Source organism: Streptomyces blastmyceticus (assembly GCF_039521185.1).
Taxonomy (GTDB): domain Bacteria; phylum Actinomycetota; class Actinomycetes; order Streptomycetales; family Streptomycetaceae; genus Streptomyces; species Streptomyces blastmyceticus.
The window spans coordinates 601,491-621,166 of the sequence record NZ_BAAABW010000008.1 but is presented as its reverse complement, the minus strand read 5'-3'; the positions used below and the strand labels follow the sequence as shown (position 1 = coordinate 621,166).

Annotated in this window: 19 protein-coding genes; 14 read left to right on the top strand and 5 right to left on the bottom strand. The window is 70.9% G+C overall.

Features of this window, described 5'->3' with window-relative positions:
* Window positions 1-78: 78 nt before the first annotated feature.
* From ABD269_RS09105 to ABD269_RS09070, 8 genes are all read left to right on the top strand, one after another.
* A complete protein-coding gene (locus tag ABD269_RS09105) occupies window positions 79-723 on the top strand; it encodes an HAD family hydrolase (protein WP_344117256.1) in 645 nt (214 codons plus the stop codon).
* A gap of 68 nt (window positions 724-791) precedes the next feature.
* On the top strand, window positions 792-2,054 hold the full coding sequence (locus ABD269_RS09100) for an MFS transporter (RefSeq protein WP_344117255.1): 1,263 nt from the start codon (window positions 792-794) through the stop codon (window positions 2,052-2,054).
* Window positions 2,005-3,174, top strand: a complete 1,170-nt coding sequence (locus tag ABD269_RS09095; protein ID WP_344117254.1) for an acetoin utilization protein AcuC — start codon at window positions 2,005-2,007, stop codon at window positions 3,172-3,174. The genes ABD269_RS09100 and ABD269_RS09095 overlap by 50 nt, the downstream gene beginning before the upstream one ends.
* Window positions 3,175-3,331: 157 nt before the next feature.
* Window positions 3,332-4,147: a phosphatase gene (locus ABD269_RS09090; RefSeq protein WP_344117253.1), complete on the top strand. Its 816-nt coding sequence runs from the start codon at window positions 3,332-3,334 to the stop codon at window positions 4,145-4,147.
* Window positions 4,148-4,275: 128 nt separating this feature from the next.
* Window positions 4,276-4,485, top strand: a complete 210-nt coding sequence (locus ABD269_RS09085) for a helix-turn-helix domain-containing protein (protein WP_067299677.1) — start codon at window positions 4,276-4,278, stop codon at window positions 4,483-4,485.
* A 110-nt stretch (window positions 4,486-4,595) separates the two neighbouring features.
* Complete coding sequence (locus ABD269_RS09080) at window positions 4,596-4,694, top strand: 30S ribosomal protein bS22 (protein WP_003948845.1); 99 nt, start codon at window positions 4,596-4,598, stop codon at window positions 4,692-4,694.
* Window positions 4,695-4,891: 197 nt separating this feature from the next.
* Window positions 4,892-5,938, top strand: a complete 1,047-nt coding sequence (locus ABD269_RS09075) for an NAD-dependent epimerase/dehydratase family protein (RefSeq protein ID WP_301886517.1) — start codon at window positions 4,892-4,894, stop codon at window positions 5,936-5,938.
* A 14-nt stretch (window positions 5,939-5,952) separates the two neighbouring features.
* Entirely contained in the window at window positions 5,953-6,981 is a 1,029-nt protein-coding gene (locus ABD269_RS09070) for a lysophospholipid acyltransferase family protein (protein ID WP_344117252.1), read from the top strand.
* 126 nt (window positions 6,982-7,107) lie between these two features.
* Here ABD269_RS09070 and ABD269_RS09065 read toward each other — a convergent pair whose 3' ends face one another.
* The 4 genes from ABD269_RS09065 to ABD269_RS09050 all read right to left on the bottom strand — a co-directional run bounded on the left by ABD269_RS09065 (window position 7,108) and on the right by ABD269_RS09050 (window position 11,069).
* Complete coding sequence (locus ABD269_RS09065; protein ID WP_344117251.1) at window positions 7,108-8,304, bottom strand: DUF5667 domain-containing protein; 1,197 nt, start codon at window positions 8,302-8,304, stop codon at window positions 7,108-7,110.
* 204 nt (window positions 8,305-8,508) lie between these two features.
* Entirely contained in the window at window positions 8,509-9,294 is a 786-nt protein-coding gene (locus ABD269_RS09060) for an ECF subfamily RNA polymerase sigma factor, BldN family (protein ID WP_116212650.1), read from the bottom strand.
* 410 nt (window positions 9,295-9,704) lie between these two features.
* Window positions 9,705-10,646 carry an HAD family hydrolase gene (locus ABD269_RS09055; protein ID WP_116212649.1) on the bottom strand — a complete coding sequence of 314 codons (942 nt, stop codon included), beginning with the start codon at window positions 10,644-10,646 and terminating at the stop codon, window positions 9,705-9,707.
* A 135-nt stretch (window positions 10,647-10,781) separates the two neighbouring features.
* Window positions 10,782-11,069: a glutaredoxin family protein gene (locus ABD269_RS09050; RefSeq protein ID WP_301886522.1), complete on the bottom strand. Its 288-nt coding sequence runs from the start codon at window positions 11,067-11,069 to the stop codon at window positions 10,782-10,784.
* Window positions 11,070-11,409: 340 nt separating this feature from the next.
* On the opposite strand from ABD269_RS09050, the gene ABD269_RS09045 reads away from it, so the two are divergent.
* The 6 genes from ABD269_RS09045 (at window position 11,410) to ABD269_RS09020 (ending at window position 17,804) form a co-directional block, all read left to right on the top strand.
* A complete protein-coding gene (locus tag ABD269_RS09045; protein ID WP_301886523.1) occupies window positions 11,410-12,180 on the top strand; it encodes a redox-sensing transcriptional repressor Rex in 771 nt (256 codons plus the stop codon).
* Entirely contained in the window at window positions 12,177-13,592 is a 1,416-nt protein-coding gene (locus tag ABD269_RS09040; RefSeq protein ID WP_344117250.1) for a glutamyl-tRNA reductase, read from the top strand. Before ABD269_RS09045 ends, ABD269_RS09040 begins: the two co-directional genes overlap by 4 nt.
* On the top strand, window positions 13,589-14,587 hold the full coding sequence (gene hemC / locus ABD269_RS09035) for a hydroxymethylbilane synthase (protein ID WP_301886526.1): 999 nt from the start codon (window positions 13,589-13,591) through the stop codon (window positions 14,585-14,587). Before ABD269_RS09040 ends, hemC begins: the two co-directional genes overlap by 4 nt.
* A complete protein-coding gene (locus tag ABD269_RS09030; RefSeq protein WP_344117249.1) occupies window positions 14,584-16,233 on the top strand; it encodes a bifunctional uroporphyrinogen-III C-methyltransferase/uroporphyrinogen-III synthase in 1,650 nt (549 codons plus the stop codon). The genes hemC and ABD269_RS09030 overlap by 4 nt, the downstream gene beginning before the upstream one ends.
* Complete coding sequence (gene hemB / locus ABD269_RS09025; protein WP_301886528.1) at window positions 16,230-17,219, top strand: porphobilinogen synthase; 990 nt, start codon at window positions 16,230-16,232, stop codon at window positions 17,217-17,219. The genes ABD269_RS09030 and hemB overlap by 4 nt, the downstream gene beginning before the upstream one ends.
* 132 nt (window positions 17,220-17,351) lie before the next feature.
* Window positions 17,352-17,804: an ATP-binding protein gene (locus tag ABD269_RS09020; protein WP_116212643.1), complete on the top strand. Its 453-nt coding sequence runs from the start codon at window positions 17,352-17,354 to the stop codon at window positions 17,802-17,804.
* Between the two features lies 1 nt (window position 17,805).
* Here ABD269_RS09020 and argS read toward each other — a convergent pair whose 3' ends face one another.
* Window positions 17,806-19,569 carry an arginine--tRNA ligase gene (argS, locus tag ABD269_RS09015; RefSeq protein ID WP_301886529.1) on the bottom strand — a complete coding sequence of 588 codons (1,764 nt, stop codon included), beginning with the start codon at window positions 19,567-19,569 and terminating at the stop codon, window positions 17,806-17,808.
* Window positions 19,570-19,676 lie beyond the last annotated feature (107 nt).

The following is a 19,676-nucleotide window of genomic DNA, read 5'->3' as shown; positions in this document are numbered from 1 at the left end:
GCCGCCGAACAAATTTTAGCCTCAGGCCCTGGGTCATAGACCCGGGGCCTGAGGCATTTTTGCGTTTAAGGTGACGTCATGCGCTATGACCTCGTCATCTTCGACAACGACGGCGTACTCGTCGACAGCGAGCCGATCGCGAACCGGATCCTCGCCGCGTACCTCACCGAGCTGGGGCACGCCACCAGCTATGAGGACTCCCTGCGCGACTACATGGGCGCCGCCGTCCACCGCGTCCACGACCTCGTACTCGAGCGGACCGGGCAGCAGCTGCCGGCCGAATTCGACGACACGCTGCACGCCCGCACCTTCGAGGCCTTCGAGCGGGAGCTCCAGCCGATAAAGGGTGCGGTGGAGCTGCTGGAGCAGCTGGTCGCCGAGGGCGTGTCGTACTGCGTCGCGTCCTCCGGTTCGCACGAACGGATTCGTGTCGGGCACCGGCGCACTGGGCTGGACGAGTGGTTCGAGGACGAGTGGATCTTCAGCTCGGACGATGTCGGCAAGGGAAAGCCGGCGCCGGACCTCTTTCTCCACGCCGCCCGCTCCATGGGCGTCGAGCCGGGCCGGTGCGTGGTGATCGAGGACAGCCCGCGGGGCATCCAGGCCGCGGTCGCCGCGGGAATGGATGTGTACGCGCTCACTTCCCTCACGCCGAAGGATCGGCTGACCGGGGCGACCGGGCGGTTCGAAAGCCTCATGGAGCTCCCGCAGCTCCTCGCGTGAAACCGGGGCGCGGCGAATCGTGTGAGCGAGCTACCCAGGGGTAGCCCCGCGCCGTACTCTCATCGGCCATGACGGATGCGCGCTCGCGGCTGAGACACGGTCGGCTGTCCCTGGAGGTCAGCTTCTTCGTCCAGGGCGCGGTCTTCGCTCTCCTGGTGACGCGAATACCGGCGATCCAGACCCGGTACGGGATATCCGACGGGCTGCTGCCCGTCTTTCTCGCCGCCGTGCCGGTCCTCGCCGGAATGGGGAGCATCGGCACCGAGCGCCTGGTGGCGAGGGTGCGGCCCGGGGCCGTGCTCCGCTGGGTGCAGCCCGTCGTCGGCCTCGCTCTGCTCGCGGCCGGCTCGGGCCACGAGTTATGGCAAGTCGCCCTTGCCCTCGGAGTGTTCGGGCTGTCGGTCGGCGGGCTCGACGCCTCGATGAACATGCTCGGGGTGAGCCTCCAGCACGCGTACGGGCGCAGCATCATGCTCGGCTTTCACGCCGCGTACAGCCTCGGGGGCATTGTCGGGGCGACGCTCGCCTGGGTGGGCGCGCACGAGGGGCTTTCGCTGGCCGTGCTCTACGGGCCGGTGGTTGCTGTCGCGGTGCCGACGGCTCTTGTCGCGAGTCGCTGGTACGCGGACCGGGACGATCCGCGCGTGCAGGTCCTCGCCGACGACCGGCTTTCCGGCCGGACCGAAGTGGGCGCCTCCGACCGCGGCATGCGCTTTCTGCTGCCGCTGTGTCTGGTGATGGCGTTCGCCTATATAGGGGACTCCACCGTCTCCAATTGGAGTGCCAAATACCTCCAGGACGTCCTGCACGGTTCGGATCAGGTCTCGACCGTCCCGTACAACGCCTATATGGCAACGACCCTGCTGGGCCGGGCTGTCGGTGATCTCGGGGTGCGGCGTTTCGGGCCGGTGCGGGTGGTGCGGGCGGGGACGGTTGTCGCGGTGTGCGGATTCGGGGTGGTGTCGACGGCGCCCGGGGCGTGGGTCGGGACGGCCGGCTTCACGCTGCTGGGGCTGGGATTGAGCGTGATCGTTCCGCAGACATTCGCAGCGGCCGGTAGGAATGCCGAGGAAAGGCTCGGCGCCGGGGCGTCCGACAGGGCCGTCGCCCGGCTCAATATCTTTAACTATGTGGGTTTTCTTGTGGGTTCGCCCCTCGTCGGTGCGCTCGGCGAGATGTGGAGCTATCGGTGGGCCATGGTCGTGCCCATGATTCTGGCGCTTGCTACTTTCCGGTACGCCCCTTCATTCGGCCCCTCGGGGGCCCGCTACGGTGGCGGACATGAGCGGCCGAGCACAGCTGATGTGGGACGAGGCGGTAACGGGTTATGACTTCGGTCCCGGGCACCCGATGGATCCGGTGCGGCTCGTGCTGACCATGCGGCTGGTCGAGGCGTACGGCCTCGAGCGCGGGCTACGGGTCGTCGCCGCGCCTCCGGCGGGTGAGTCGACGCTGCGGCTGGTCCACCGCGAGGACTACGTGGCGGCCGTGCGGGCCGCGTCGGCCGATCCGGCCTCGGCCGACGGCTCGTACGGGCTGGGCACGGCCGACGACCCGGCGTTCGCGGGGATGCACGAGGCGTCGGCGCTGATCGCGGGCCAGTCGGTGGCCGCGGCGGAGGCGGTCTGGCGCGGGGAGGCGCTGCACGCGGTGAACTTCGCGGGCGGCCTGCACCACGCGATGCCGGGGGCGGCCGCGGGCTTCTGCGTGTACAACGACGCCGCCCTCGCCGTGGCCCGGCTGCTGGAGCTCGGGGCCGAGCGGGTCGTGTACGTGGATGTCGACGTGCACCACGGCGACGGGGTGCAGGCGGCGTTCTGGGAGGACCCCAGGGTGCTGACGATCTCGCTGCACGAGGACCCCCGCACGCTCTTCCCGCAGACCGGCTGGCCCGGGGAGACGGGGGCCGCCCAGGCGGAGGGCGGCGCGGTGAACGTGGCGCTGCCGGCCGGGACGGGGGACGCGGGGTGGCTGCGCGCCTTCCACGCGGTCGTCCCGCAGCTCGTCGCGGCCTTCCGGCCGCAGGTGCTGGTGACGCAGCACGGGGCGGACACCCACTTCGAGGACCCGCTGGCGCACCTGGCCGTGTCGCTGGACGCGCAGCGGGCGGTGGCGGAGGCGTGCCACGAGCTGGCGCACGCGCACACGGAGGGGCGGTGGGTGGCCCTGGGCGGCGGGGGCTACGCGGTGGTGGACGTGGTGCCGCGGAGCTGGGCGCATCTGGTGGGCATCGCGGCGGGCCGGCCGGTGGAGCCCGCGTCCGCGGTGCCGGAGGAGTGGCGGGGGGAGGTCTTCCGGCTCACGCGGCAGTTGGGGCCGTTGCGGATGACGGACGGGGTGGTGCCGTCCTGGCGGGACTTCGACTCCGGGTACGACCCCGGGGACCGGGTGGATCAGGCGATTCTGGCTACGCGGCGAGCGGTTTTCCCGGCGCACGGGTTGTTGCCGTAGGGGCTGGTGTTTCCGGGTTGTTCCCCAGCCCCGCCCCTTCCCGAAACCGGGGAGACCCGCGGCCCCCCCCGAAGCGGCTGCCCCGCACCGTTACGCCAAGCGTGGGATCCCTCTCCGAAAGGGCGCGGCGTCCCCCGGGGTGCGGCAGCATCGGGGTGTGTTGAGTGCTCGTACCTTGCGTGCGCATTTGCTGGCCGCCCGGCTGGCCGGGACCGTGGCCACGACGCGGGAGCGGAGTCTGGGCCGGTATCGGATGTTCGTGGCCCGGGACCCGCGGGCACTGATCGGGCTGGAGCCCGAACGTGACTGGCTTTTGGGGGACTTGTTACAACTGATGTGTCGAAGGTGTGGAGTTTCGGCCGATCCTGATCACGCGTCAGGGCAGGATGTGATCGACCCCGACCGAACGATCGCGGCACTCGATGCCTTCGCCGAGCGGCTCGCGGCCGCGGCCGAGGCCGGCGCTCCGGTGCTGTTCGGCACCGGTCATCCCCATCGACTCCTGGGCTTCTACGCCGGGTTGGCCGCGGCGCTCTCGGCGGCGGGATGCAGTGTCCTCACCCCGGCGCAGGGTCGAAGTGTCGACATAACGACCCGGTTCGGGGTACGCACTTACAACCTTGACTACGTTCGAGGAGTCGCGATGATGCGTGAACCCGGCGCACGGAGAGGCGCAAGTGAGCCGGGCGCACATACGCATTCCCCGCTCCCGCTTCGGGTGGCGCTGGACTCGGCGATGGACGCAGGAGAACCGCTGCCGGCGCTGGTCGTCGGGGACCACGGCTGGGTCTGCGGGGCAGGTCAGCTGGGCATTGAGGCCATCGGCCTGGCGGATTCGGACGACCCCGCGCCGTTCGTCGGAGAGGCCGAGGGGCGGGTGTCCGTCGTCGTTCCGCTTGATGACACTGTGCGGTCTGATTACTACCGACCGCTTACTCGCTATGTACTCAATCGAGCGTGTCTGTCACAGTAGGCGGCCGATGGCTGCTCCTCTTCCCCACTCGCATCACCCGCCCCTAACCTGGGGAGTGAGCGCGCAGCGACGAGGAGTCACCGGAGGGGAAGCCGGTGCGCGTCATGTGCGGAAGGTTCAGGTGTGTCATGGCTGCTGGCGAGAGGCCTCTCAACGAGGTCGTGTTCCTGACCGTGGCGGAAGTCGCCGCGGTGATGCGAGTGTCCAAGATGACCGTGTACCGCTTGGTGCACAGCGGTCATCTGCCGGCGATCCGGGTGGGAAGGTCGTTCCGGGTCCCAGAGCAAGCGGTGCACGAGTACCTCCGGGAGTCCTACGTGGGGGTGGAAACAGCCTGACGGGGACCTCGGATTACGTTGTTCGCCCGGTGCCGGGTAGGCTGGCCCGATGTAGGTCGTGTGGGCTCGGACGCCCCGCACCGAGTGAATCGATGTAAGCGAGGGTAGTCGTGGGCTCTGTTATCAAGAAGCGGCGCAAGCGGATGGCCAAGAAGAAGCACCGCAAGCTTCTCAAGCGCACGCGTGTTCAGCGTCGCAACAAGAAGTAAGCAGCGCCGCTGTGCTCGTCCCGCAGCCCTTCCACCGCTCAGCGGTGGGAGGGCTGCGGTGCGTTGCGGTGAGTAAAGCTTTCGCTACGGCTTGAAATGTAGCTCCGCGCATCGGCTGGTCATCACAGCGCAACAACGACCCGCTACGGTGGCCGCGACAGCACCACTGGCAAGGGGCGGGAAGGAAGGCGCTGATCTTGGGCAAGGTCGTGCTCGTCACCGGAGTCGCACGGCAGCTGGGGGGCCGGTTCGTCCGCCGCATCCTGCGCGAGCCCGATGTGGACCGTGTCATCGGAGTGGACGCGGTGGCCCCCGAGCGCGGTCTCGGCGGGGCCGATTTCGTACGGGCGGACATCCGCCATCCCGCGATCGCCAAGGTTCTGGCCGAACAGGGCGTCGACACCGTCGTCCACATGGATGTGAACGGCACCCCTCTGGGCAAGCGCGGCAGCCGGGCCACGGTCAAGGAGACCAACGTCATCGGCACCATGCAGCTGCTCGGTGCCTGCCAGAAGACACCCTCCGTGAAGCGGCTCGTGGTCAAGTCCAGCACGAATGTCTACGGTTCCGCGCCACGCGACCCCGCGATCTTCACCGAGACCACCCCGCCCAAGTCCCTGCCGAGCGGTGGCTTCGCCAAGGACGTCGTCGAGGTCGAGGGATATGTCAGGGCCTTCGCCCGCCGCCGCCCCGACGTGGCCGTGTGCGTCCTGCGCTTCGCCAACATCCTCGGGCCCCAGGCCGATTCGCCGCTCGCGGAGTACTTCTCCCTGCCCGTCCTGCCGACCGTCCTCGGCTTCGACCCCAGGCTGCAGTTCGTCCACGAGAAGGACGTGATCGAGGTGCTGCGGATCGCCGCGGGGGAGCCCCGCCGGTCCACCTTCAACAGCGGCACCTTCAACATCGCGGGCGACGGCGTGCTGCTGCTGTCCCAGGCCGCCAGGCGCCTCGGGCGCCCCACCCTCCCCTTCTTCCTGCCGACCGTCACCTGGGTCGGCTCCGCGCTGCGCTCGGTCGGCGTGACGGACTTCTCCCCCGAACAGATCCGGCTGCTCACCCATGGGCGCGTCGTCGGCACCACCGAGATGCGCGAGAGACTGGGCTTCGAACCCCGCTACACGACCGCCGGGGCCTTCGCGGACTACGCGAGCAGCCGCGGCCCCGGGCTGCTGCCGCCCGACACCCTCGCCCGTACCGTCGACCGGATCGCCGCGGCCCTGCCTGCCGGCCACGGCCAGAACTGAGGAGCGCACCCACCATGGCGGACGCGAAGGTCATCCCGTTCGGCGAGGAACCGCGGTCCAAGCGGAAGGGCAAGCGGGTGGGCCGTCCCCGTGCGAACCGGACCCAGTCGCCGCTCGCGCCCGTACCGCAGCAGCGCGATGAGGACCCGGCCGTCCCCGAGGAGGACCCGGCGGCGGAGGCGGAGGCCGCGCGGGAGCAGGGCGAGGGCTGGGACCGCAAGCTGGCCCACGGGCTGAACTTCCTGCGGCGGCGCATCACCGGCGAGTACGAGGTCGACGACTTCGGCTACGACCAGGAGCTCGCGGACCAGGTGGTGATGTCCGCGCTCCGCCCGTTCTACGAGAAGTACTTCCGGGTGGAGGTGAAGGGGCTGGAGAACATCCCCGACAAGGGCGCGGCCCTGGTCGTCGCCAACCACTCCGGCACCCTGCCGGTCGACGGGCTGATGCTCCAGGTCGCGCTGCACGACCACCACCCGGCCGGGCGGCACATCCGGATGCTCGCCGCCGACCTGGTCTTCGCCCTGCCGGTCATCAACGAGATCTCCCGGAAGCTCGGGCACACGCTCGCCTGCGTGGAGGACGCGGAGAAGCTGCTGGAGCGGGGCGAGGTGGTCGGGGTGATGCCGGAGGGGTTCAAGGGGATCGGGAAGCCCTTCTCCGAGCGCTACAAGCTCCAGCGCTTCGGCCGGGGCGGCTTCGTCTCCACGGCACTGCGTGCCGGGGCGCCGATCGTGCCCTGCTCGATCGTGGGCGCCGAGGAGATCTTCCCGATGGTCGGCAACTCCAGGACGATGGCACGGCTGCTGGGCATCCCGTACTTCCCGCTGACGCCCACCTTCCCCTGGCTGGGGCCGCTGGGCCTGGTGCCGCTGCCGACGAAGTGGACGATCCAGTTCGGCGAGCCGATCCCGACGGACGGCTATTCGCCGGAGGCCGCGGACGACCCGATGCTGATGTTCAACCTGACGGATCAAGTACGAGAAACGATTCAGCACACGTTGTACAAGCAGCTCGTCCAACGCCGTTCGGTGTTCTTCTGAGTTCGGAGTTCTTCCGACGCGTTGCGCCGGTCGCTCCGGGAACGACGGCGGCCGGTGTTCTCACGAGCCCCTCGATGGGTGAGCTCGGTCCGAGGTGAAGAACACCGACCGCCCTGGGCTGCCGCCCTATTTCTCCGCTTCGCCGTGGAATCCCAGGCCCGGGAGGATGTCCGGGAGGAGCGGCGGGATGGTGATGTCCGGCTGCTTGGACGGCTTGCCGTCCTTGCCGCTGTGCGCCGGGCCGGAGGCGCCGGGGGTCTGCGGGGGCTGGAGCAGGCCCGTGCCCCCGAGGAGCCCCTCGTGCTCCTGGTGGGTGCCGGGGTCCGCCGAGCGCTGCTGACTGCCGGCGCTGTGCTTGCCGTCGGCGGTCGAGGACGCGGACGGGGGCGTCGCGGGCCGGCTGCTCGCCCCGCCGCCGGTGCCGTGCCGGGAGGTGCCGGCCCTGGGCGCCGCGTGCTTGCCCGTGGGAGGGGGCAGCAGCGAGCGCAGCGGGCCGACTTCATCGTCTATGGCCGCGAAGACCGAGCTGACCTGGTTGCTGACGTCGGCCAGTTGGGCTGGCAGCTTCTCGCGCAGCTGGCTCCAGCCCTCGCGGTGCAGCGAGGCGAAGGAGTCGAGCCGCTCCATCGGGCCGAGGGAGCCGTCGCGCTTGTAAGCCGCGTGGAGCAGCCGGTGGCCCTCGGAGACGTCGTGGCGCATGCCGAAGAGCGTCTTGCGGATCTCGCTGAGGGCCTCGGTGTCGAGCGGGCCCGAACGGCCGCGCTCCATCAGCCGGCGCGCTTCGTGGAGCCGGGTCGACGCCTGGTCCAGGAAGAGGCCTCCGCGGGCGGAATCACCGTCGGCCATGCCGAGCCTGATGTCTTCCATGCCGCGCTTCAGGCCGTACAGCGAGTCGCCCGGGAGGGCGTTGGAACTCGCCGCCGCCACACCGCCGAAGGCACCCGCGGCCACGCCCACGGTCAGCCCGCCCGCGGCGAGCCCCTTGGACCAGCGGGACCGGGGCTTCAGCCGGCTCAGCGCGCGGTGCGCGCCCCGCCCTCGGGCCCTGCTGCCGCGCGGCTCGGGGACGGCGGCGGCGGATCCTGAAGCGAACTGGCTCTCCATGGCGGCGATCAGCTGCGCCCGCTGCACGGTTTTGATCTCGGGGTCGAGCTCGGGTGCGGGCAGGCCGCCGAGCTCGCTCGCCAGGGCCAGCAGCTTTCCCCGCTCGGCGTCGTCCGCCGATGGGCCGGGCTGTGTGGCCGCCGCGCCCTGGAGTTCCTGGTCCTCCAGGGCCTGGGCGAAGGCGTTCGCCCGCCGGTGCGCCGAAACGTTCGCGATCACAGGCGGCACCTCCTCTCGTCATGACGGTCGACTCCCCTCAAGACCGGGAGGGTTGCACGCCTTGGACGCATCCACTCGATCGAGTGAGGAGATACGGGCATGACGTGACCGCAGGGAGTCTGCATCCCGCACAACGACTGGCGCGGCGGCCGGGTTACGCGCCCTCGACGATGTGACCGCTGGTGAGTGAACAGGCGCACATAGTTAGCGCGCGTCGTCCGGGAGGAGCCGCGCCAGGGTGCGGACCGCGCGGTACTGGAGCGTCTTGATGGCGCCCTCGTTCTTGCCCATGACGCGGGCGGTCTCGGCGACCGAGAGGCCCTGGAGGAAGCGGAGCGTGACGCACTCCTGCTGCTGGGGGTTGAGCTTGCGGACCGCCTCCAGAAGGGCGGCGTTGGAGAGGGATTCGAGGACGGAGTCCTCGGGGCTGCGCTCGACCTCGTTGGCGTCGAGCATCTCGCCGGTGGTCACCTCCAGCCGGAACCGCGACGACTTGAAGTGGTCGGCCACCAGATTGCGGGCGATGGTCACCAGCCAGGCGCCGAAGTCGCGGCCCTGCCAGGTGAAGGTGCCGATCCGGCGCAGGGCGCGCAGGAACGTCTCGCTGGTGAGGTCCTCGGCCGTGGCCCGGCCGCCTACTCGGTAGTAGATATAGCGGTAGACCGTATCGGCGTACTGGTCGTAGAGCCGGCCGAAGGCCTCGGCCTCGCCGGCCTGGGCGCGCTCGACCAGGTCGAGCATCCGGGCGCTGTCGCTGTCGGCGCTGGGGCGGCGGGTGGTGGTGGACGTACCGGCGCCGGCGCCGCGGCGGGCGCGTCTGCCCACCGCCGCCGCGCTGCCCTCGGCGAGGGCGTAGCAGGGGCCGGCGGGGACGGGTGTGGCGAAGGCGGGGACGGCGTACGCGGTGGGGACGAAGCCGCGCAGACGGTCGAGGACCGTTGCGCGCAGCGTAGCCAGGCCCGAGGCGTCAACCCCGACGTGTGGGTACACGGGACTCCCAGAGGCAGAGCTTCCATCACGTGCAGTACGGAACCGTTCACTCGTCGTAGGGACAAGGGGGTACCGGTTTGCGTCTGAGGAGAATAACGCTTCGTACAGGCAGCGCTACACCGAGTTGCTCAAATCACCGTTTCCGTTCGATCTCTTGCCACTTCGGGATCGATCAAATATCGAACCATGGAGGGAAGTTGACCGAATTCGGTAATGGTGTGGCCGAATGGGCAGCGTGTTGTGGCAATCCGGGTGCGGAAGGACTGGCGGGGGCTGTGTGAGGGTATGACGACAGGATTGCCTGAGGGTGACGAACGGTTACGCGCTGTTGCGGGCGCGCCGGAGCGGCGCGTACGCCGGTGGCGGGATACGCGCGCTGGGTGTTGACGGCAGTTGCGTCGGGCCCCGGGTCAGCGCCGGCGGCGGTGCAGGGCGATCGCCGCGGCCGCGCCGCCCGCCAGGGCGCCCACCCCGGCCGCGGCCGGGATGCCGACCTTGGCCGCCTTGCGGCCCGTACGGTAGTCGCGCAGGCGCCAGCCGCGCTCGCGGGCGAGCTTGCGCAGGCGGCTGTCCGGGTTGACGGCGTAGGGGTGGCCGACGATCGACAGCATCGGGATGTCGTTGGCCGAGTCGCTGTACGCCGCGCAGCGGGCCAGGTCGAGGCCCTCGGCGGCGGCCAGCGCCCGTACGGCCTCGGCCTTCGCGGGGCCGTGCAGCGGCTCGCCGACCAGCTTGCCGGTGTAGACGCCGCCGATCGACTCGGCGACCGTGCCGAGCGCGCCGGTCAGGCCCAGCCGGCGGGCGATGATCGTGGCGGCCTCGATGGGCGCGGCCGTGACCAGCCAGACCTTCTGGCCCGCGTCGAGGTGGGCCTGGGCGAGCGCGCGGGTGCCCGGCCAGATGCGCTCCGCCATGTACTCGTCGTAGATCTCCTCGCCGATGGACATCAGCTCGGAGACGCGGTGGCCCTTGACGATGGACAGGGCGCTGTTGCGTGCGTCCTCGACGTGCTCGGGGTTCTCCGAGCCGACGACGCGGAAGTAGATCTGCTGCCACACGAAGCGGGCCAGGTCGCGCTTGTGGAAGAAGTGGCGTTTGTAGAGGCCCCGGCCGAAGTGGAAGAGGGACGCGCCCTGCATCACCGTGTTGTCGAGGTCGAAGAAGGCGGCTGCCTTCACATCGCCGACGACGGGGAAATCCGGCTCCGCGGATTCCGCGCCCTCTGTGGTCTCCGCGCTCTCGGCGTTCTCCAGAGCGGTCTTACGGGCTGCCTCCGCCGCGGCCTCGCCTGCCAGCACGCTGCGTGCGGTGGCGGAGCGCTTGCGGGGAGTGATCCATCCCAGTGCGGCCATGCGGGGAGCATAGCCAGTTTGTTCGGGGTAACGCTTCCGGGTGCGTGCGGCTTTGGGTGCGGGTTCGTTGCCGCCTGCGGCGGGAGCGGCCTCCGGCCGCGTCCTCAAACGCCGGACGGGCTGAAAGCTCCCGCCTCAGCCGCCCAGTGCCTTTCGCAGGCGTGTCGGGTCCGCTCGCCAGAAGTCGTGCTGGGCGCCGTCCACCAGGATCACCGGGATCTGTTCCCAGTACTTGCGGTGGAGCTCCTCGTCCTGGGTGATGTCCTTCTTCTCCCAGCGGGCGCCCAGTTCGGCGCAGACCTCGACGATGACGGCCTCGGCCGCGTCGCACAGGTGGCAGCCGGGCTTGCCGATCAGCGTCACCGTGCTGTCGGCGGGGTTCTTGCGGGCGCTACGGCGCAGCAGCGGGCTCATGGAGGCCATTGTGCCCGGTGTGGAGGGGGTCTCGTCCGGACCGATTTGGGTGCCTGGGTCGACTACCATCATGTGGCGATTTGTTGGTGTCCGGGGGTATGGCGATGAGGAGTGAGGGCGCGTGTCGCCGTCGGCGTACCCCTGGTGCCGGTGTGGTTGGCGTGACGGTCGCCGTGGGGCGGCCGATGGTTCCCGGATCGGGGCGAAACACCGCGTGACGCCGGTCACTTTGCCCGGACAAAGCGGACACCATCTTTGTGCACGCGTTCACAAAGGCATAGCCTGCGGGGGACGGGGCGGTCCTGGGACGAGGCGCCGCCCGCAGCCCCGCTCTACCCGCAGGAGCACCGTGGCAACTGGCCGAACTCACCGACCGGCGACCCGAAGCCGAGGGATTCCCGAGGCCACCGTCGCCCGGCTACCGCTGTATCTGCGTGCACTGACCGCGCTCTCCGAGCGCTCGGTGCCCACGGTCTCCTCCGAGGAACTCGCGACCGCGGCGGGCGTCAACTCCGCCAAGCTGCGCAAGGACTTCAGCTACCTCGGCTCGTACGGCACCCGCGGTGTCGGCTACGACGTCGAGTACCTCGTCTACCAGATCTCCCGTGAGCTCGGCCTGACCCAGGACTGGCCGGTCGTCATCGTCGGCATCGGAAACCTCGGTGCCGCGCTCGCCAACTACGGCGGCTTCGCCTCGCGCGGCTTCCGCGTCGCCGCGCTGATCGACGCCGACCCGGCGATGGCCGGCAAGCCGGTGGCCGGGCTGCCCGTGCGCCACACCGACGAGCTCGAAGCGATCATCAGTGACAACGGTGTGTCCATCGGCGTCATCGCGACCCCCGCCGGCGCCGCCCAGCAGGTGTGCGACCGGCTCGTCGCCGCCGGGGTCACCTCGATCCTCAACTTCGCGCCCACGGTCCTTTCCGTGCCGGAGGGCGTCGACGTCCGCAAGGTCGACCTGTCGATCGAGCTCCAGATCCTGGCCTTCCACGAGCAGCGCAAGGCGGGCGAGGAGAACACGCCGTCCCCCGTGCCGCCCCGCTCGGGTGCGGCGGTGCGCGCGGCGGCGGAGAACCGGAAGGGTCCGGACGGGGATGTCCCCGCCGTGATGCCGGCATGAGTCTTCTTGTCGTCGGTCTGAGCCACCGCAGTGCGCCGGTCAGCGTGCTGGAGCGGGCAGCCCTCGCGCGCGAGGCGCAGGCGAAGCTCCTGCAGGACACCCTCGCGGCGGAGCCCGCCACGGAGGCGGCCGTGCTCGCCACGTGCAACCGCATCGAGCTGTACGCCGACGTGGACAAGTTCCACGCCGGTGTGGCCGAGCTGTCCACGCTGCTCGCCCGGCACACGGGCGTCGGCCTGGACGAGCTGACCCCGTATCTCTATGTGCACTACGAGGACCGGGCCGTCCACCACCTCTTCTCGGTGGCGTGCGGGCTGGACTCGATGGTCGTAGGCGAGGGCCAGATCCTCGGCCAGATCAAGGACGCGCTCGCGCTCGGCCAGGAGCTGCACACGGCCGGGCGGCTCCTCAACGACCTCTTCCAGCAGGCCCTGCGGGTCGGCAAGCGCGCCCACAGCGAGACCGGCATCGACAAGGCCGGGCAGTCCCTGGTCACCTTCGGCCTGGAGCGGCTCGCCGCCGGTGCGGTCGTGGCCGAGTGGGCGGTGGGCAAGCGCGCCCTCGTCATCGGCGCGGGTTCGATGTCCTCCCTCGCGGCGGCGACCCTCGCCCGTGCGGGCGTCGCGCACGTGGCGGTCGCCAACCGCACGGTGGAGCGGGCCGAGCGCCTGGCGCAGATTCTCACCGAGCCCGGTGCCGCCGGTGTCGCCGACGGCTTCACGGCCTCGGCCGTGGAGATGACCGCCGTGCCCGGCGAACTGGCGCTCGCGGACGTCGTGGTGAGCTGCACGGGCGCCATGGGCGTGGTCCTGACGGCCGAGACCGTCCAGACCGCGCTGGCCGCACGCAAGGATGCGCTCTGCGCGGTCGATTCCGCCTGCGCGGACGCGTCCGGCACGGTGCTCGCCCTCCTCGACCTGGCCATGCCGCGCGACATCGACGCCGCCGCCCACCGCCTGGGCGGCGTACGGCTCGTCGACATCGAGTCGCTGGCCGAGGCGTCCGCCGACGCGCCCATGGCCGCCGATGTCGACCGGGTGCGCGCCATCGTCTCCGACGAGGTCGCCGCCTTCGGCGCCGCGCAGCGGGCCGCGCACATCACGCCCACCGTGGTCGCGCTGCGCACCATGGCGGCGGACGTCGTCGCGAGCGAGATCGCCCGGCTCGACGGCCGGCTGCCCGACCTCGACGACAAGCAGCGCGCGGAGATCACCCAGACCGTGCGCCGGGTCGTCGACAAGCTGCTCCACGCGCCCACCGTGCGCGTCAAGGAGCTTGCCTCCACCCCCGGCGGCGCCGGTTACGCCGACGCGCTGCGGGAGCTCTTCGACCTCGATCCGCAGGCGGTCGCCGCCGTGAGCCGGGCCGATTCACGGGCCGGTACGCACAACACTGCACGGGAGCCGGCATGAACGACACCCCCCCGACGGCGGACGGGGTGACCGTGGAACAGCAGCGCCCGCTGCGTCTCGGCACCCGCCGCAGCAAGCTCGCCATGGCCCAGTCCGGGCAGGTGGCGGAGGCTGTGCGGCAGCTGACCGGCCGCCCGGTCGAGCTGGTCGAGATCACCACGTACGGCGATGTCTCGCGGGAGTCGCTCGCGCAGATCGGCGGGACCGGCGTTTTCGTCTCCGCGCTGCGCGACGCGCTGCTCGCGGGGGAGATCGACCTCGCCGTGCACTCCCTCAAGGACCTGCCGACGGCCCAGCCCGAGGACCTGGTGCTGGCCGCGATCCCGGTCCGCGAGGACCCGCGGGACGTGCTGATCGCGCGGGACGGCCTGACCTTCGAGACCCTGCCGGCCGGAGCCCGCATCGGCACCGGCTCGCCGCGCCGCATGGCCCAGCTCAACGCCTGGGCCCGCACGCACGGCCGGGAGATCGAGACGGTGCCCATCCGCGGGAACATCGACACCCGGATCGCCTTCGTCACCGACGGCGAGCTGGATGGCGTGGTGCTGGCCGCCGCCGGGATCTCCCGGCTGGGCCGCTCCGCGGAGATCTCCCAGTACCTGGAGCCCGACACCGTTTTGCCCGCCCCCGGCCAGGGGGCCCTGGCGATCGAGTGCGCCGTGACCAACGCACCGCTCGCCGCCGCGCTCGCCGAGCTCGACGACCCGTACACCCGGGTCGCCGTGACCGCGGAGCGTTCCCTGCTCGCCGCCCTGGAAGCCGGCTGCTCCGCACCTGTGGGTGCGCTGGCCGACTTGTTGGCCGACGGGCAGGTTGTCACCGAAATGCGCCTGCGCGGCGTCGTCGGCTCGACCGACGGCAAGACGCTGGTGCAGCTGTCCATCACCGGTCCCGTGCCGGCGTCCAGCGAGGAAGCCGTGGCCCTGGGCCGCGAGCTGGCCGCAGCGATGCTCGACAAGGGTGCGGCCGGTCTTATGGGGGAGCGAGCACTTTGAACCCCACCGCCCCGAACCACCCCGTGCACGGGCACGTCACCTTCCTCGGTGCCGGCCCCGGAGACCCGGGACTGCTGACGCTGCGCGCCGTGGAGGCACTGGCGGCCGCGGACGTCCTGATTGCCGATCCGCAGGTGCTCGATGTGGTGCGCGCGCATGCGCGCGCCCATGTGGACATGCCTGCCCAGACGGTTACTGACGAGTCATCAAAAACCGCTGATGTCCCTGTCCTTAGGGACACCGCCAATCTTGTCATGACGGCCGCGCGCGGCGGCAAGCGGGTCGTCCGTGCCGTCCTCGGCGACCCCGGCCTCGACGGCAACGCCGGCGACGAGATGCTGGCCTGCGCCACCGAGGGCATCACCTTCGAGGTGGTGCCGGGCGTCGCGACGGCCGTGGGCGTGCCCGCCTACGCCGGAGTGCCGCTGCGCGACGGCAAGGGCGCCGACGTGCGCTTCGTGGACGCCCGTACGGCCTCGGCCACCTGCTGGTCCGAGGTCGGCGCGAGCGAGGTCACCGCGGTCGTCTCCACCACCCTCGACTCGGTGGTGGCCGCGGCCGGCGAGCTGGTCTCCGCCGGGCGCAAGCCCGACACCCCGCTGACCGTCACGGTCGCGGGCACGACCACGCGCCAGCGCACCTGGACCGCCACCCTCGGCACGATCGCCCAGGTGCTCAAGGCCGCGAAGGTGCTGCCGTCCCCGGACGGCGGCCAGCCGGTGATAGCCGTGGTCGGCGAGCGCAGCGCGGCCGCGCAGCGCGACCAGCTCTCGTGGTTCGAGTCCAAGCCGCTCTTCGGCTGGAACGTGCTCGTCCCGCGGACCAAGGAGCAGGCCGCGTCGCTCTCCGACCAGCTCCGGTCGTACGGCGCCGTGCCCAGCGAGGTCCCGACCATCGCGGTCGAGCCGCCGCGCACCCCGCAGCAGATGGAGCGCGCGGTCAAGGGCCTGGTCACCGGCCGCTACGAGTGGATCGCCTTCACCTCGGTGAACGCGGTCAAGGCGGTCCGCGAGAAGTTCGAGGAGTACGGGCTCGACGCGCGTGCCTTCGCGGGCATCAAGGTCGCGGCCGTCGGCGAGCAGACCGCGAAGTCCCTCGTCGAGTTCGGTGTGAAGCCCGACCTCGTGCCGAGCGGCGAGCAGTCGGCCGCCGGGCTGCTGGAGGACTGGCCGCCCTACGACCCGGTCTTCGACCCGATCGACCGCGTCTTCCTGCCGCGCGCCGACATCGCCACCGAGACCCTGGTGGCGGGGCTGATCGAGCTGGGCTGGGAGGTCGACGACGTCACGGCCTACCGGACCGTGCGGGCCTCCCCGCCGCCGGCCGAGACCCGCGAGGCGATCAAGGGCGGCGGCTTCGACGCCGTGCTCTTCACCTCGTCGTCCACCGTGCGCAACCTCGTCGGCATCGCCGGCAAGCCGCACAACGTCACCGTCATCGCCTGCATCGGCCCGGCCACCGCGAAGACCGCGGAGGAGCACGGCCTGCGGGTGGACGTGCTGTCGCCCGAGCCCTCGGTGCACAAGCTTGCCGAGGCGCTCGCGGACTTCGGCGCGGCGCGGCGCGATGCCGCCCTGGAGGCCGGCGACCCGGTCACGCGCCCGAGCGAGCGACGGCCCGGATCGCGCAGGAGGGCACGCAGTTGAGCACGTACGGAACCTTCCCCGGGGCCAGGCCCCGGCGGTTGCGGACCACCCCGGCCATGCGCCGCATGGTCGCCGAGCACCGGCTGCACCCGGCCGACCTGATCCTGCCCGCCTTCGTGCGGGAGGGCGTCAGCGAGCCGGTGCCGATCTCGGCCATGCCGGGCGTCGTCCAGCACAGCCGTGACACGCTGCGCCGGGCGGCCGTCGAGGCGCTGGAGGCGGGCGTCTCCGGGATCATGCTCTTCGGCGTGCCCGAGGACGCCAAGAAGGACGCGGCGGGCACCGCCGGGACCGACCCCGACGGCATCCTCCAGGTCGCCATCCGGGACGTGAAGGCCGAGGTCGGCGACGACCTCGTCATCATGTCCGACCTGTGCCTGGACGAGTACACCGACCACGGCCACTGCGGGGTCCTGGACTCCGCGGGCCGGGTGGACAACGACGCGACGCTGGAGCGCTACGCCGAGATGGCGCAGGTCCAGGCCGACGCGGGCGTCCACGTGGTGGGTCCGAGCGGCATGATGGACGGCCAGGTCGGCGTCGTCCGCGACGCCCTGGACCAGACCGGGCACGAGGATGTCTCGATCCTCGCCTACACCGCGAAGTACGCCTCCGCGTTCTACGGCCCCTTCCGCGAGGCCGTCGGCTCCTCGCTGCAGGGCGACCGCAAGACGTACCAGCAGGACCCGGCCAACGCCCGGGAGTCCCTGCGCGAGCTGGAGCTCGACCTCGCCGAGGGCGCAGACATGGTCATGGTCAAGCCGGCCCTGCCCTACCTCGACATCCTCGCCAAGGTCGCGGAGTCGGTGGACGTGCCGGTGGCCGCGTACCAGATCAGCGGCGAGTACGCGATGGTCGAGGCGGCCGCCGCCAACGGCTGGATCGACCGCGACCGCGCCATCATGGAGACGCTCACCGGCATCAAGCGGGCGGGCGCGAACATGATCCTCACCTACTGGGCGACGGAGGTCGCACGGCAGCTCTGAGCGGGCACGGCTGTACGGACCGATGGCGGCTTCCCCGGCGGGGAGGCCGCCATCGGCGTTCCCGCCAGGTGGCGACCATTCGCCTCAGAGCTCTACGTTGTAGCCCATATCGCTCACCACTCGGAGGCGTAGATGAGCAACGACCCGGAACTCGCCGACGACTGGGAGTACACCCTCCAGGTCCCCTCCGACCCGATGGCGCCCTGCATCGCGCGGCGCACCCTGCGCACGATCTTCCAGGAGCACGGCTTCGCCGAACTGGCGGACACCGCAGAGCTGTTGACGTCGGAGCTGGTCACCAACTCCTACCGGCACTCGGACGGCCCCGCGTCCGTGCGCGTGCGGCGGGAGGGGGAGCGGGTCAGGGTGACCGTGTGGGACACCAACCCCAAGCTCCCCGGGCTGAGCAGGGTCGCGCTCCCCGACGACGAGGCCGAACAGGGGCGTGGGCTGGGGCTGGTGATGCGGTGCGCCGACAGCTGGGGAGGGTTCGCGCTGCGGAACCAGCCGCAGGGGCTCGTCGGGAAGCTGATCTGGTTCGAACTGGGGGCGGGACGCGTGGCCCCGCCCCCGGTGAGCCCGTGAACTACAGCTGCTCGGGCGTCCGGATGCCCAGCAGGCTCATGCCCTGACGCAGCGTGCGGCCCGTCAGCTCGGCGAGGAAGAGGCGGTTCTCGACCGTCGCCGCGTCCTCGGCCTTGAGGACCGGGCACTGGTCGTAGAACGTCGTGAACGCCGACGCCAGCTGGTACAGATACGCGGCCAGCTTGTGCGGCTCGTAGGAACCGGCGACCTCGGCGAGGGTCTCCGCGAACTGGTCCAGGTGCAGCGCCAGCGCGCGCTCCGCCGGGGCCAGCGCCAGCTCCGGGTGGGCCTTGGCGGAGGCCGACTCGCCCGCCTTGCGGAGGATGGAGCGGATACGGGCGTACGCGTACTGGAGGTAGACCGAGGTGTCGCCGTTGAGGGAGACCATCCGGTCGAGGTCGAAGATGTAGTCGCGGCCCAGGGACGTGGACAGGTCGGCGTACTTCACCGCGCCGATGCCCACCTGGGTGCCGCGCTCGGCGATCTCCTCCTCGGAGAGCCCGAGCTTCTCGCTCTTCTCCCGGACCACGGCCGTCGCCCGCGCGATCGCCTCGTCCAGCAGGTCGACCAGCCGGACCGTCTCGCCCTCACGCGTCTTGAACGGCTTGCCGTCCTTGCCGAGCACCGTGCCGAAGGGCAGCTGGACGGCCTTGACGCCCTCGGGCAGCCAGCCGGCCCGGCGGGCGGTCTCGAAGACCATCTTGAAGTGCAGGCCCTGCCGGGCGTCCACGACGTAGAGCAGGGACTCGGCGCCCAGCTTGCCCACCCGGTCGCGGATCGCGGACAGGTCGGTCGCCGCGTAGCCGAAGCCGCCGTCGGACTTCTGGACGATCAGCGGGGTGGGGTTGCCGTCCGGGCCCTTGACGTCGTCGAAGAACACGCACAGCGCGCCGTTGGACCGGACGGCGACACCGGACTCCTCCAGCATGCGGCAGGTGTCGGCCAGCATGTCGTTGTAGCCGGACTCGCCGACGACGTCGGCGTCCTGGATCTCCATGTCGAGCTTGCCGAAGACCGAGTAGAAGTAGATCTTCGACTCGTCCACGAACCGCTGCCACAGGGCGAGGGTCTCCGCGTCGCCCGCCTGGAGGTCCACCACCCGGCGGCGCGCCCGCTCCTTGAACGCCTCGTCGGAGTCGAAGAGCGCGCGGGAGGCCTTGTAGAGCCGGTTGAGGTTCGACATGGCCTCCTCACCGGAGGCGGCGTCCTTGTGGTCCAGCTCGTGCGGGTGCTCGATCAGGAACTGGATGAGCATGCCGAACTGGGTGCCCCAGTCGCCGATGTGGTGGCGGCGCACGACCGTCTCGCCCGAGAACTCCAGGATCTTCGCGACCGCGTCACCGATCACGGCGGACCGCAGGTGACCGACGTGCATCTCCTTCGCCACGTTCGGCTGGGCGTAGTCGATGACGGACGTGCCGGGACGCTCGGCGAAGGGGACGCCGAGGCGGTCGTCGGCCGCGCGGGCCGCGAGCGTCTCGGTGATCGCCCGGTCGGTGACCGTGATGTTGAGGAAGCCGGGGCCGGAGACCTCGATCTCCTGGATCAGGTCACCGGTGGGCAGGCCGTCCACGACCTTGCCCGCGAGCTCGCGGGGGTTGCCCTTCAGCTTCTTGGCGAGCGCCAGCATCCCGTTGGCCTGGAAGTCGGCCCGGTCGCTTCGTCGCAGCAGCGGGTCGGCGGCACCGGCCTCCGGCAGGGCTGCCGAGAGAGCGTCCGCGATGCGCTGGTGGAGCGAGGAAGCGAGGGAAGGGACCGAGGCCATGGGGTGGGTGCCGTTCCGTTAGAGGGCGTTTTTGGTACACCGAGTATCACACGCACCCGTCACCGCCCGGGCGGCCATTTCGGCCGCTCTCATGCCCGCCCTCGCGC

Excerpts from the sequence above, each read along its gene's own strand:
- ABD269_RS09105 (WP_344117256.1), top strand. The coding sequence starts at position 79 with ATGCGCTATGACCTCGTCATCTTCGACAACGACGGCGTACTCGTCGAC.
- ABD269_RS09020 (WP_116212643.1), top strand. The coding sequence starts at position 17,352 with ATGAGCAACGACCCGGAACTCGCCGACGACTGGGAGTACACCCTCCAG.
- hemC (WP_301886526.1), top strand. The coding sequence starts at position 13,589 with ATGAACGACACCCCCCCGACGGCGGACGGGGTGACCGTGGAACAGCAG.
- ABD269_RS09055 (WP_116212649.1), bottom strand. The coding sequence starts at position 10,646 with ATGGCCGCACTGGGATGGATCACTCCCCGCAAGCGCTCCGCCACCGCA.
- ABD269_RS09085 (WP_067299677.1), top strand. The coding sequence starts at position 4,276 with ATGGCTGCTGGCGAGAGGCCTCTCAACGAGGTCGTGTTCCTGACCGTG.
- ABD269_RS09100 (WP_344117255.1), top strand. The coding sequence starts at position 792 with ATGACGGATGCGCGCTCGCGGCTGAGACACGGTCGGCTGTCCCTGGAG.
- ABD269_RS09050 (WP_301886522.1), bottom strand. The coding sequence starts at position 11,069 with ATGGCCTCCATGAGCCCGCTGCTGCGCCGTAGCGCCCGCAAGAACCCC.
- argS (WP_301886529.1), bottom strand. The coding sequence starts at position 19,569 with ATGGCCTCGGTCCCTTCCCTCGCTTCCTCGCTCCACCAGCGCATCGCG.
- ABD269_RS09040 (WP_344117250.1), top strand. The coding sequence starts at position 12,177 with ATGAGTCTTCTTGTCGTCGGTCTGAGCCACCGCAGTGCGCCGGTCAGC.
- ABD269_RS09095 (WP_344117254.1), top strand. The coding sequence starts at position 2,005 with ATGAGCGGCCGAGCACAGCTGATGTGGGACGAGGCGGTAACGGGTTAT.
- ABD269_RS09070 (WP_344117252.1), top strand. The coding sequence starts at position 5,953 with ATGGCGGACGCGAAGGTCATCCCGTTCGGCGAGGAACCGCGGTCCAAG.